11 protein-coding genes and 1 pseudogene are annotated in these 11,546 nt (G+C 62.4%); 7 read left to right on the top strand and 5 right to left on the bottom strand.

The annotated features are described in order from the left end of the window. Positions 1–21 precede the first annotated feature (21 nt). From UK23_RS52305 to UK23_RS53290, 3 genes are all read right to left on the bottom strand, one after another. Positions 22–243 (bottom strand): hypothetical protein, encoded by a 222-nt coding sequence (locus UK23_RS52305; protein WP_196778133.1) that lies wholly within the window; start codon positions 241–243, stop codon positions 22–24. 102 nt (positions 244–345) lie between these two features. Further along, the gene (locus tag UK23_RS42590; RefSeq protein ID WP_231114933.1) at positions 346–1,491 is read right to left on the bottom strand and encodes a hypothetical protein; all 1,146 of its coding nucleotides are present in this window, start codon (positions 1,489–1,491) and stop codon (positions 346–348) included. A 60-nt stretch (positions 1,492–1,551) separates the two neighbouring features. Then, positions 1,552–2,346: an endonuclease domain-containing protein gene (locus UK23_RS53290; protein ID WP_045317511.1), complete on the bottom strand. Its 795-nt coding sequence runs from the start codon at positions 2,344–2,346 to the stop codon at positions 1,552–1,554. Positions 2,347–2,695: 349 nt separating this feature from the next. On the opposite strand from UK23_RS53290, the pseudogene UK23_RS42580 reads away from it, so the two are divergent. The 3 genes and pseudogenes from UK23_RS42580 to UK23_RS42575 form a co-directional block, all read left to right on the top strand. Further along, positions 2,696–3,010 (top strand): annotated as a pseudogene (locus tag UK23_RS42580) (DNA ligase D); the annotation flags it as partial. A 281-nt stretch (positions 3,011–3,291) separates the two neighbouring features. Continuing rightward, positions 3,292–4,050 carry a hypothetical protein gene (locus UK23_RS52295; RefSeq protein WP_156213790.1) on the top strand — a complete coding sequence of 253 codons (759 nt, stop codon included), beginning with the start codon at positions 3,292–3,294 and terminating at the stop codon, positions 4,048–4,050. After that, positions 4,037–4,594 carry a hypothetical protein gene (locus tag UK23_RS42575; protein ID WP_045317510.1) on the top strand — a complete coding sequence of 186 codons (558 nt, stop codon included), beginning with the start codon at positions 4,037–4,039 and terminating at the stop codon, positions 4,592–4,594. Before UK23_RS52295 ends, UK23_RS42575 begins: the two co-directional genes overlap by 14 nt. Before the next feature lie 68 nt (positions 4,595–4,662). On the opposite strand, the gene UK23_RS49420 is transcribed toward UK23_RS42575, so the two are convergent. Together UK23_RS49420 and UK23_RS49415 are read right to left on the bottom strand one after the other, a co-directional pair. Beyond that, the gene (locus tag UK23_RS49420; protein WP_052685535.1) at positions 4,663–5,364 is read right to left on the bottom strand and encodes an AbiV family abortive infection protein; all 702 of its coding nucleotides are present in this window, start codon (positions 5,362–5,364) and stop codon (positions 4,663–4,665) included. A gap of 171 nt (positions 5,365–5,535) precedes the next feature. After that, positions 5,536–7,638 (bottom strand): family 16 glycosylhydrolase, encoded by a 2,103-nt coding sequence (locus UK23_RS49415; protein WP_156213789.1) that lies wholly within the window; start codon positions 7,636–7,638, stop codon positions 5,536–5,538. 411 nt (positions 7,639–8,049) lie between these two features. Here UK23_RS49415 and UK23_RS42560 point away from each other — a divergent pair, with 411 nt between their 5' ends. From UK23_RS42560 to UK23_RS42545, 4 genes are all read left to right on the top strand, one after another. Then, positions 8,050–9,177 (top strand): hypothetical protein, encoded by a 1,128-nt coding sequence (locus UK23_RS42560; RefSeq protein ID WP_045317509.1) that lies wholly within the window; start codon positions 8,050–8,052, stop codon positions 9,175–9,177. Positions 9,178–9,195: 18 nt separating this feature from the next. Beyond that, the gene (locus tag UK23_RS42555; protein ID WP_045317508.1) at positions 9,196–10,818 is read left to right on the top strand and encodes a hypothetical protein; all 1,623 of its coding nucleotides are present in this window, start codon (positions 9,196–9,198) and stop codon (positions 10,816–10,818) included. Between the two features lie 70 nt (positions 10,819–10,888). Then, positions 10,889–11,170 carry a hypothetical protein gene (locus tag UK23_RS42550; protein ID WP_045317507.1) on the top strand — a complete coding sequence of 94 codons (282 nt, stop codon included), beginning with the start codon at positions 10,889–10,891 and terminating at the stop codon, positions 11,168–11,170. Between the two features lie 168 nt (positions 11,171–11,338). Beyond that, positions 11,339–11,546, top strand: a 208-nt coding sequence (locus UK23_RS42545; protein WP_045317506.1) for a hypothetical protein, incomplete at its 3' end; no start/stop codon positions are given.

The following is an 11,546-nucleotide window of genomic DNA, read 5'->3' as shown; positions in this document are numbered from 1 at the left end:
AAGAACTAACGACTCAGGACACTAGTGGGTGATGAGCGGTTCCGCCAGTTCACCCGTGGTGCGGGCGGCCGGCTGCGGCACACCGCCTGGCGTGGACTTCGCCTCGATCGCGAGCCTGCAGAGGTGCTCACACCGCAACCTGGTTGACGCGCGCCCCAGCCAGCGGAAGATCAACCCGAGACGGGCCGTTCGCGTCACGGTCAGAGCAGGCCCCCACACGCTTTCCCTGTCCAACTTGGACAAACAGCTCCCGCAGTTGTCCGGTGACGACCTCCGCCACACCTTCGCGCCTCTTGCAGCACACCGAAGCCAGGTCGGCGAGCAGAGAGTTGTCACTCTTGAATGTCAGTCATCACGAGAAGCAAGCCGGTCGGTCAGCTCGATGGTTGCCAAGTACCACCAGAACACCCAGTCGAGGAACGCCTCGTCGTAGTCCGATTTCTGCGCCTCGTTCTGGTGCCGCAGGTCGAATTGGTTCGCGATCATGAACAACGCGCCCTCGTCCTTGCGAAGCAGCTTGTTCTGCAGGAGGTCACGCCTGCCCTCGAGGATCCGAGCCAAGGTGAACACCGCCGACCGCTTCTGATGCCGGTCCGCTCCACGCGCACGGAACAACGCCACGGCATGCCGAATCTGATCGCCCGTCTCGTCCGCACTCTTCACAAGCGCGTCAACCAGTTCGTGACGAGCATCTGCGGTCGCCGTGACCATGCGGCCGATGTCCTCGCCCTCCTCGGCCAATAGCAACCCGAGATCGCCCTGCGCAAGCAGCTTGTTGACCTGCCACCTGTAGACGGTCCGTCCTGCCTCGATGGCAAAGTCGCTGTGGTGCCATCCACATCCGCTGTATGAATGGAAGGAGCGGTCCGTCGGCCGCGCGACGAGGTCGTGCAGCACCTCGACCACATCACAGAACAGATCAAGGTCGGAGATGAGTAGATCTGCCTTCAGCGGCCACAGATCACCGACGCCAATGGCACGCTCGATCACCGATGAGGCGTCGACCCCGTCGTAGCTGTCGACACAGTCCTTTCCGAAACGCTTCTCGAAGTACCCTTTGCGCTCCAGGTCCTCGACCAACTCGACGAAGCCGCGAACGATCACGCCCAGCCGCGCGACCTCTGCACCCGTCCCGCTCTTCCTCTGCGACCAGTAGGGCTTGCGGTGTGATCCGTCTTCCCTCAACAGCGCGGCGTTCTGCATCAAGTCGCGCAGGAACTTCTGCTTCGCGGTCAGCCTTGGCGGCACCGTCTTCTGAGACTCCTTGCTCCACGGATGCTCGTCCGCGAGCTCCTGGAACTCGCTCAGCGGACCGCCGCTCATGCCGCCAACGAACGCGTCCTCCAGCAGCAACTCGCAACGCTCGTTCCAGTCGTCGAGCGCACGTTTGTTGAGCAGCCGGGACGACTCCTGGATGAACAGGACGCGCGGCCACAGCAGCTGGTAGTCGGCCTCGTCGAAGCGGGTGTTCACGATCTGATTGTCGCTCATGGCGGAAGTGAGATTCGGTAACCGCCGACCGCATCCACCTGAGCGCCGCACAGCCGGTGCTCACAGGCTCTTGCGTCCCCGCTCGAATGGGTCGAACCCCAAGTACTCGATTCGCGCGAGAGCAGCTGGCTTGGTCCAGGCCCGATCTGCCTTGGGGTAGCGCAGCTGCAGGCTCGCGGCCGGCGGATCGTTGAGATAGTCCGCCCACGGGCAGCCCGACACATGAACACAGTTGTCGATATGGGTGTTGCAATGCTTGCAGAGCAAACCACGCACCATGCCCGTGAAATGGTCATGGTCGATGAACTCACCACGGCTGCCGCACCCACCGCACGACCAACCCAGCGCTGCGATCACCTTCGCACGGACCAGCCCGACCGGGCTGGTGGAATCAAGTTGAGGCGGCCAGTGAAGACCCGGCATGCACCGCTGACGGAGCGGCACCAACTCTGGTGCCTGCGTAGTGCCGGTCAGCACAACAGTCCACGTGGCGACCGTCTGGTGGAACTGTCCCACGACGACTGCGCCATCGCGCATCGGCGGCAACTGAGTTCGGTAATACTGCCCGTCGGTCCACCAGCTGCAGGCCACGCGGTGTCGCACCACGTCCGGTGAGCTTCGCCGACTCGCCTTCACCGCGCAGATCAGCTCATCGTCAACGCGAAGATGAAACCGGCCGTCATCGCCCAGCTCTGCTGGGCCAATGACCGGGTTATACACCTCATGTGCTGCACTCATACACGGGCGCGGATCCGCGCACCTCACAAGGTCGTCCACGCCGTCGTAGTCCAATTCCAGCGCATGTCGCCACAGCAAGGCCTCCCTACGGTGCAGGGGAAGCTCATCCAAAGTCACAGCGCAACGTTGTACCGTACGGCGATCACGAACTGAGTGGCAGCCGCGTTCCCTCTGGCACCAGCTACACGTCGTTTCGAATCCTGTGCGTGCCGGTACACGTCGGCCACACCGTGCTCGCTCTGATGCGCTCAGCAATGTACACAGCGTCTTCCTCGAACGCCGGACGACCAACCCAGCGTCTGATTCCTCCCTCAAACGTCGACACGCTCGACGCCGGCTACTTCGAGGTGCCGTGCACAGCCACGAAACCAGCGTGATCGCGCCGACCACGCGAGTGATCAGGCTAGCCGCAATATAAGCCACGTATCCGGCAAGGCATCCCAGCGCACTAGCTCCTTCGGCATACGCGAAAGCCGTCGCGGTGGCGTTCGAACGAGAGGCACCGCAACAGGTGACAGCCACCATGGCGAAGTCGCAACGTGAAGGCAAAGTCTTCATCGACTGGAGCCAGAACAACCCCGCGAAGACCACCATCTCGCCCTACTCGTTGCGCGGTCGCGACGAGCCGAACGTGGCAACGCCGATCACGTGGGACGAGGTCCATGGCTGTGAGACCGCGGAGCAGTCGATGTTCACCGCAGAGAACGTGCTTGATCGCGTTTCGGTGGTGGGCGACCTCTTCACGCCCGTCGAGCAAGAAAAGGCCGCGCTTCCCAACTGATCAGGGCCGTAAGATCCCGTCATGGCAGGTGCAGGTGGTGTTCCCACGTCGGCGTTGCTCCACGTGCCGTCCTGGTTCTGGGGCCGCGTACCAGCTCGGTTTCTCGAAGAAGCCGGGTTTGAGGCACGGCTGGTCGACCGTGATGCCGGCCTGTGGCGGGTCACGACCGACGAACAGTACTTGCACCAGCGACCGAGCTTGGTTACTGCGCACCACCTAGCAGGACCGGGCCACGGCAAGCCGAGTTCGACCAGCTGGCTGGGTTCACCGGTGGACCGGCCATGGAAACGTTGACAAGCCACGACCACGGACAGATGGAACTCGGCAGGCGTGCAGAGCGAGCAGCAGAGACAGAAGCGCCTGTCGACATCTTCGCGTACTGGCAGCTTCAGACATTGATAACGCCCCGAGCGGAGCTACCGCTCGTTGTTGCTGATGCCTTTGAGTCGCTGACTGAGTTCCGGCTGCAGGGAGACAGTTCCGTCCGAGTGTTCGCCAATGCTGGCGTCCACGTCGTTCGACGGTCAGCAGGGCTGCCGCACCGCGTCAAGCTGCCTGGAGTCCTCCTACGCATCGCGCACGACGACCGCCTCCGGGCCGGCAGCTTGAAGCACGTTCGGGCACCCGCGTCAGATGGCGAAACCCTCTTCGCTGCATCCGAGAAGTTGTACGACGGGGTGTTCGCCCTCGACGCGTACCTCGCACCGCTGTGGGGTGCCGCGACGCCGGCCATCTGGAGCCTGGCTGCTCATCGGGAACTCGGAACAGTTATCTACAGCCTCGGGCAACCGCTGAACGGAGCGATCGGGGACCCCGCAGAGCTCCTACAGCTGATTCCACACAAGGCACCAACGCGGTCTGTACCGATGCCCAAGCTCGGTGCTTCTGCGGGCACCGAAGCCCTCCACTGGTGGGCAACAGGTTTGAACGACATGTTCGCGGTGTTGAGCGACCCAGCTGTCGAGCGACCCAGCTGTCTTCACCGACCGCTCAGCCCACTACAACCCGACGAAGCACTTGCAAGCGGTGCTCACCGTTGAGCAACTATTCCGTCGTGTCTCGGCGTCGCAGTTCGCCCACCGCGACCTCAACGCTCGCCGCGTCCTGCTTTTCACCGTGCTCGACACGCTCGAACGTCTTACGGGCAGAAAGTTCGAAACGCACTGCACGCTCTCCTTCGCGCAACGGACACTTCAGAACCTCGAATCAACGATCCCGCCTGACGCGGCTGAGCTGTTGCTGCCGGCCGCGCACCGCGCGGTCGCGGCACTCGTCCACACGCAGGACGGCTTCTACCTTCAACGGCAGCTGCGAACCGCCGATGTCGAACTGCCCAACGGGTCCGGTGGCGTCAAGCGAGTCGCTCCCGAAAAGGCGGCTGCCGACTATCTCAAATTGTTGCGCAATGCGACTCATGGGCACGGAAGCAATAAGTCAGGGAGCGCTGACCGCACGAATGCCCTGCTGGCGCACCACACAGGTGACCTGCCAGACGACCTGGACTTGTTGGGCTATCTGTATTTGCTCGATCTGCTTGCGCGCCCAGAGATGCTACGCAGAGTGCTGTACCGCAAAGGTAGGTAGCCCGACGCGAACACCTTCCGCTGCAGCATCGCAGTGGCTCTGAGTCGTCAGGGCTCTCGGCAGGTTCGTCAGTCGCCGTCTTCAAAGCGCGTGTTCGTCGTGTGACTACCGAGCAGATACTTCTGCATGAAGGCATCGAGGGCCTCCGTTGAGCGTTCGTCGGGCAGGACCTCACCCAAGGCACGCATCTCGGCGATCATCGCCGCGATTCTCGGATCGGGATTGAGCAGCTGCGCCAGATACATCTCCGCTTCCTGCATCCACGGCCCAATGACGGACGCGACCATGGCGAACATCTTCGCCGCGGTCTCCTCGGCGACGACTTCGTCAGGGGCGTGCACGCTGCCGGCGTCGAAGTTCACGTACAAGCCGGATTGCTTGCCCAGGTCGTGCAGGCGAGCTTCATGAGGCCTGGAGTCCCACGCTCGCAGCCACTCTTCATCTCCTGCTAAACCAACAGGACCCCAGTCCTGCTGGTCTACATACTGGCCGAACCACAGCACGAACTTCTTTTGATGGCTGCGAAACTTCTTCCAGAAGTCGCTCCACGAGGCGGCGTCAGCGACGTCGAGGGTGAGTGTCGCCGTAGCGCAGAGCATAAACTTGCCAAACTCCTCGGCAGCCAAGACCGCCAAGCCGTATGCCCGCGGCCATCTCCCAGCGGTGAGGAGCAGTTGCGCGTCATCAAGCAGCAAGCCCGAGTTCGTGAGTGCGGCCCCGGCCAGCTCGACGAGCTGTCGCCGTGTCAGGGTGGCCGCGGGCTGAGGCACGATGCTCCTCCGGTAGCTAGGGAAAAGTCATGTCTGTTGAGAGAACAGAGGTCGATGGAAGGATTGCCTCCGACGAGTGCGGTGACACTACCGCTCGTGCGCAAGGCCCGCTCTATACGGGATAAACTACGCCGGAGGGGCAACGGTACGTTGAAGAACCGGCGCTGCGGATCAGGCACCAGAGGGTGTGAGCACGATCGAGCGAACCTCTGCGCACGCTGGCATAGCAGCGGTGTCGAGCCGTCCGGCAAACTCCGCCGAGCGGGGATACCAGAGGTTGAGGTTGAACTCGAGAGGCCGATCGGGGATCGGGGTCGGGTTCCACTCGTTGCGCTCGTAAACCGTTATCCCGTCGACTTTCCAGGCGATGCGGTCTGGTCGCCAGTCGATCTCGTAGGTGTGGAATTCCGCAGCGGCGTCGAAGCCCAGGCTGATCATTGTCGGCGTTCCTCGATAGCCGTACTCAAGCTTGGTTCCGTCCGGGCCCGGATTGTAGTAAACGTTGACGAGCAGCTTCGTCGTGTCTCGACCGAGGAACTCGATGTCGATCTCCTGGCGGGGTCCGTTGCGGTGGAGGAACAACCCGGTTACGAGCCCGGAGCCTCTCGCTGGCCGCATCTCGGCTGCGAACGAGCCGTACAGGTGACTCGCCCGGCTGGCGACAGCTGCTCCCGTGAACTCACGAACCGGCGTCTTCTCACGTCGCACCCACAGAGCGAACCCATCGTTTCCGGCCTTGATGTTGCGTGGGGAGAAGAGCACGAGGTTGCTGGGAAAGGTGTCATTTCGAAGCTTCCAGGTCTCACCGTCGTCGAGCGGATCACCTGCGGACCACTTGGCCGGAACCGGAACTGTGCGCGATGGCTCATCGCACTCGGTTGAGACTCCGTGCCACATGTCTTTTTCTCGCAAGACGATCCAAGGTGATGCGTCGAACTTGAGATCGACCGCTGGCCACCCGGCGCCTACGGAGCATCCGCGCACGGCAACCCTCTGGCCAACGTCCTCCATCTCGGGGTAGGAGAAGGGCGGGTACTCGATCTTGAGGAAGTCGCTGAGGGTCTTCCACTTGTCCACAACGGCCGGGGTCAGATGTAGGACTCGATCGGCGGGAGGTCCAAGGGGCAGCGAGCTTGACGATGTCACGATGATCAGAGCGTGCGGATTTACCGCTGCGATCTCACGGAGAAGCGCGTCGTCGTCCAACGAACCGATGTTGATGTAGGCGTTGAACAACCGATCGCGGTTGCCGCTACGCAGCTTGCCGAGTTCGCTCGCGGGCATCAGGTCGAGGTCGCTCAGGCACGTGTAGCCGATCATCGAGAGTGCCTTGGCAAGGGAGGTCGTGCCAGGGCCACCCCTTCCTAGCCCGATCACTGGACCGCGCAGCTTCGGCGAGGAGGGCAGCAGCGCCTTCTCTTTGGTGATGACGCCGACCTGTGACAGCACCGGGAGGACGGAGTACGAGTTGGTCGACGGTTCGTCGATTCTCTGCTCGACCAGCTGTCGTCCAGCGGTGAACGCCTTGATCGCGTGGAACTGCAGGTTGAGCCATAGATCGATGGGACCGAAAGCGGGCAACCGATCAAGCAGTCTCTGTGCCCCGGTCTTGGTGAGAACGTAGGCGGCGGCCTCCCATACACCAGGTTTCTGCCTGCGGACCGGTCCGCTGCCCGGCCTGGGCTTGTCCGCGCTTACGTCCTTGAAGGCCAGATAGAGCAGGTCGAAGCTCTCGAGCGCAATCCACGTCGCTTCGAGCCGACGAGCAAAGCCCGAAAGCATGACAACGTCGTCCTCCAGGATCAGCGCTGCCCGGTCTTCGCCAGCGGCCACGCGACGCCAAGCCTCGATGTGCGACAGCGCCACTGCGATCTCTTGCGCGGTCATGAAGATCTCATGCGATCGGGCAGCGTCATCGATCCTCAACAACGGATTCGGCTCAACGGCAAGCTGGTCGGCCAGGGTGTAGCTGGGGCGAAGGACCGATGGATCGGGGTCAGCGTTCATGAAGCGCGCGTCAACGGCCGAGATCCTGCGTGCCAGCACCGCCAACCGCTCGCCGTGCCGGCCACGAAATCGGTCCAGCTCGCGTTGAACCCTTCGCCACCGGGCTGGCATCCGGTCGAGGTTGATCACATAGATGCGTCCGAGAGCGTCCGCTTCCCCTCGATCGGAGAACACGGCGACCCGTCGGCGAGGATCGAGTACACGTGCCCTCATCCGAACGCGATGGGCAAAGCGCCGCTCGAACTCCTCAATCGTCAGCGTGTTCACGTCTGCTTGGCTCCGGTTGTGCTTGTCGCTCTTGGGTACTTGTCGCCCGCAAGAGTTGTCGATAGCACAGCATCTGACCGATCAAAGCCACGACACGAACGCAGGAGAGTACTCAAACACCAACGAGTGGCTCTCGTGGCTACGCTTCGAGCAGGATGTTGATCCTCTTCGACACCGGGCCCTGCCCCTTGTTTGAAGGCCGTCGAGGATTTTCTAGTGGCAGTCGGCCTTCTACTGCTCGTCCTGGTAACAGCTTCGGCCTGGTTCGCGATCAAGAAAGCACTCCCCAAGCCTGGCAGCCGGTTGTCTTGCAGAGAAATGAGGCGCCACCAAGGCACGTCCAGAGGTACTGTCCCTGAATCTCGGAGGACAGGAAGGAGAGGTGCGTTGGCGAGCCAACTGAAGGCACCCATGGCCGACGAGCTGATCTGGGCGCAGGTGATGCGCCCAAGAATTCCACTGGTGTACCTCGACCTGAATCACATCGTCGCGATGGCCAGAGTGCGAACCGGCCATCCGAAGGCAGCCCCTGCGTACAGGCGTCTGTTCGAATCAGCTCGCCGCGCGGCGACCGAACGTCGTGCGGTCTTCCCGCTGAGCGAATCCCATGTCTGGGAGATCTCCAAGATCGCCGACCCAAAGCAACGAGGCGCCTTGTCGGACGTTCTCGAGCTGCTCACTGGGTATCAGTACATGCTGGACCGCCCAACCTTGGGGCACCTCGAGTTCATCGCCGGGATCGCCGCAATCACCGGTGAGCCGCTGCCCGATGAACTCGGCCACCCGCTCATCCGGTCGACCATCGGGCACGCGTTCGGCATGATCGGCGGCTTGAAGATCGTGGACGAGCACAGCAACGACAAGACCGAAGACATTCGTCGTGCCGCTGGCGCGGCGGAGTTCGATCACACGATGGCTGAGCTCAATTACAAACTCGAGCACAGCGCGCTGCGTGGTCCAGCCGACGACGAGATCGAGGTTCTTCGCAGCCAACACGGATATCGCCCCGAAGTTGCACTGGCGAGTCACGAGAGTCGCGTCGACTTCGAGCGAGAAACGGGCCGCTTCCTTGCCGAGAAACCAAAACTGCGACGAGGGCGCCTTCGGGACCTCGTCGCGGGTCGCGAGTTCGTCCACGAGTGGCTCGGCATGTTCACCCGCGTTCAAGTCGAGCGGCTCATCTCCGGGCAGCCAGCGTTCGATCCCACCAATGATCAAATGCGCGCGCTTGTGGCAGCAATGCCGCATGCCCAGGTGGCCATCAGCATGAAGACTCGGTTTCACAAGAACCCCGCGCACGTGTGGAAGTCGAACCACGTTACCGACATCGACGCCGTCTCTGTCGCATACGCCTATTGCGAGGCCGTGTTCACCGACAAGGAGATGCGAAGCGCCCTGCTCGACTCACCGGAGCTTCGCGTCCTAGGCACGTTCGTGCCTCGCCACGTTGAAGAGCTCGTGGACTGGCTGGATCAGCTGCCGATACGCATCGCACCGGACCTGGTCGTGCCGCATCCGCTTGTTCACACGAGTTCCTGAACCTCGAAGGACGGTCAGGTGCCGCCAAGCCGCCAGGAAGTCATCGAAGGCTTCGTCGTCCGCGCGCGTCGGATCGAAGCCCACTCGCTCGTCAGGGACCCTGTCGTTCTCGCGAGTCACGCCGAAGATCGATTCGAGATGAACCTGCTCGTGGACGGAACCACCCGTCTCACCCACCGGCTCCCCCCAGACGAAGAGGTGTTCGAGTCGCTGGCCGCGCGGGTCCGCCCGCTCCTGCTGGGACAGGAATCGATCTATCACACCAAGGTGACGAAGGCACTGAAGCGCTTGTTGGACGCGGCGCCGGATACGGCTGCCCAACAGCATCGGAATGAGCTCGCAGATCTGAAGAACGCGTGGAACGCCGCCGCCAGCGGAGACACCTACAGTGTCGCCCAGTTGGCCCGCTCGGAGGATCCGCAGAACGTCACACCGGCGTCCAACGTGCTGCTGGCCGAGGCGTGGATGTACATCGACCTCGTTCACGTGGACCCAGATCAAACAAGGCGTGCTGCCCTGGATTGTCCAATGCGGACACGCTATGTGGCCGCCGTGCGCTACTACTGCCGAGTCGCTCAGCTCGTGGTCCGCACGTTGCGATACGTAGAAAAGCTGCGTGAGGCTGGCGTAGTCGAGCTTGACCACACGATGTGGGAGCGAGAGGTCGTGGTTGGCTCGGATTTCGTCGAGGAAGCAGTGCTGTACACGGCACCAGTCGGAACCGAGCCGACAGGCGAGGACTACTCCGAAGAACCTGGCGGGCGATGGACCAGGTTCACCCTAATCGAAGCTGTCAGGCAGGATCCAAGACGGCGGCTGCGTGCGGTGTTCCGCGGCAGCGGCGGAAACTCGCTGGCCGAGTACGACGGCGCCTTCGTTCCACGGCCATCGAACGGAGATGAGGTGCGTCGTGTCGACGTGCTGATCACCGACGGCGTCGTGTGCCACCTGCGGCTCCCCGCGGTGCCCAACGCGCCAGGACCGGTGTCGATGGAGTTGGCGGAGCGGAGCGAAACCAATAGCGCAGATCTGGCTCGATACCGCTTCCTTCTGTTGATCGACGAAGCCGCCACGGTGGAGTTCTACGGCGAGGGAGACGAAGAGCCGCACCTGACCTTCACCGCACCCGATCTCACCGATGAACAGTCCATGCGTGCCCACGCGTCCGTCGAGGTGCTCGAAGATCTCCAGGTTGTGGAGTGCTTGACCGGTCGACGCCTTGGTCGGTTCACCGGAGTCACCAATGACGCGGAGCGTGTTCTCCTGCGGGTGACGCGGATGCTGTACGAGGGCAGCGTCGTCAAGTTCGTTCGGTCCTTCGGCCCACGAGTTGAACAGAGCGGAGAACTACCTCAAGAGGAGCACAGCTGCTTTGTCAGAGAGGAACCCAAGACGATCACAGTCGCCGGCGTCGAGGTTCCGATGCCTGCCTTCGTTCTGTGGCACCCGCAGGTCTCTACGCAGGATCTGGGTCCTTCTCCCGAACACGGCACGGACGCCAGGATGTTCCAGGTTGTCACCCCGGCGGGCCAGTTCTTCTTCGCCCTGGCGCCCGAGTTCTGCTCGGTAGCTTCAGATGACCTGGCACAGCACGCCAGGACCTGGGATCTGCACGGGATCGATCAGCACGCGTTCACGTAGTGATAAGCATTTTCAATGCTCCCAACGCATCCTGATCTCAACGGTCAGGGGCTGGTGGTACGACCTGAGCATGGCGCACACCGGCAGGCTTCTGCCTCTGCTGAGCAACAGGTACGAAGAGGCTGCGGACGAGCTTCTGCGGAAGATCTCAGCCGACACGGGCGACAGGCTCATGCTGAAGATGCGTTTGGCCAGCGTGGTCGACATCGACACCTTGGACACACAGATTCCGGGCGGGCGGTGGTTCGCTCTGTCGGCTGAACTCGACCACGTCGTGTTCGACGGCGAGACCGGCCAGCCGAAGTTTGCGGTTGAACTGGACGGACGGCAGCACTGGACCGACCTCGAGTAAAGGCGCAAGGACGCGGCCAAGGACCGAACTTGCGAGCACGCCAGTCTCCTGCTGCTCAGAGTCACCAGCGACTTCGTCCACACGACAGGTCGCTGGCCTCTGTTGTCTTACGCCGTGAACGCCTTCTACCTATCGGAGGCGTTCTTCGAAGCCTAGGAGAACGGAAGCGTGCCGCAGGACGAGCCGTTCTACGTCGGAAACGTCCTTACGCCGCTTCAAGGCGGCCACGGCGGGTTCCTTCCCGGCACGTTCGACGCCCTCGCGACCCGCGACCTCTGGAGCCTCTATCGCGATGGACTCATCCCGCGGCCCGTACCCAACACGTTCAGCGGCCGCGATACCGAAGCCACGCAGACAAACGTCGTTGCGCAGGGCA

Origin of the sequence: Lentzea aerocolonigenes (assembly GCF_000955955.1) — a bacterium.
Taxonomy (GTDB): domain Bacteria; phylum Actinomycetota; class Actinomycetes; order Mycobacteriales; family Pseudonocardiaceae; genus Lentzea; species Lentzea aerocolonigenes_A.
This window is presented reverse-complemented; position numbering and strand designations above follow the sequence as displayed.